Below are 521 nucleotides of genomic sequence, written 5' to 3'. Positions count from 1 at the left end.
GACTAATGCTGAGTTTGCCGAATTTGTGAACACACATCCGCAATGGCCAAAAGGCAAAATTATTTCCAAACACGCTGAAAAAGCTTACCTGAAACATTGGGTGAAAAACGGCAGCAACAGTTTTGCGCCTAAAGCCAACGAACTCAAACACCCGGTAACCAATGTTTCATGGTTCGCCGCTAATGCCTACTGCGTTTCCAAAGGCAAACGTCTGCCGACTATTGACGAGTGGGAATTTGCAGGCTTGGCTTCTGCCACTCAAAAAGACGGCTCTGCCGAGCCTGGCTACAACCGCACTATCTTAGATTGGTATGCAGACGGCGGCCGAAACGGCCTGCACGATATCGGTAAAAACAAACCCAACTATTGGGGCGTATATGATATGCACGGCCTGATTTGGGAATGGACTGAAGATTTCAACAGCAGCCAACTCTCTGCCGGCTCGTCCAACACACAAATGTTCTGTAGCGGCGCATCCGTAGGCTCAAGTGATCCGTCCAACTATGCGGCATTCTTACGCT

At 49.3% G+C, this 521-nt stretch carries 1 protein-coding gene; it reads left to right on the top strand.

Features of this window, described 5'->3' with window-relative positions:
• The coding region (locus ACTHS3_RS16765; protein WP_440368611.1) for a formylglycine-generating enzyme family protein at positions 1-521 on the top strand (521 nt) is incomplete at both ends.

This window comes from Neisseria sp. P0009.S007, from assembly GCF_051962515.1.
The sequence above is the reverse complement of the archived record's forward strand: the minus strand, read 5'-3'. Positions and strand labels throughout refer to the sequence as shown.